This is a genomic window from Bacillus sp. SIMBA_005 (assembly GCF_046535585.1).
GTDB lineage: Bacteria > Bacillota > Bacilli > Bacillales > Bacillaceae > Bacillus > Bacillus pumilus.
In genome coordinates this window covers 1-242 of sequence record NZ_JAWRWI010001036.1, presented here as the reverse complement: position 1 = coordinate 242, position 242 = coordinate 1, and the positions used below count along the sequence as shown (strand labels likewise).

General features: G+C 49.6%; 1 protein-coding gene. It reads left to right on the top strand.

Annotation, left to right across the window (positions count from 1 at the left end; translation table 11 throughout):
• Positions 1–55: 55 nt before the first annotated feature.
• Positions 56–242 (top strand): winged helix-turn-helix transcriptional regulator (locus SB660_RS23270; RefSeq protein WP_410584922.1); only part of this gene is annotated, 187 nt, incomplete at its 3' end.

The window sequence follows — 242 nt, the reverse complement described above, 5'->3', positions numbered from 1 at the left end:
AGACAGTTAATTACTTAAAGGATAGAACCTACAAAAAGGTAAGTGTAAGATTATGTTGGACAGAACAGATACATCCTGCGGACTGGATGTTGCGCTGACGGTGATCGGCGGAAAATGGAAGCCGCTGATCTTATATCATGTACAAGGCGGTCCCGCGCGCTTCTCCGAGATACGCAGACGCATCGGCGGGATCAGTGAGAAGGTGCTGATCCAGCAGTTGCGCGACTTGGTAGAGATGAAGG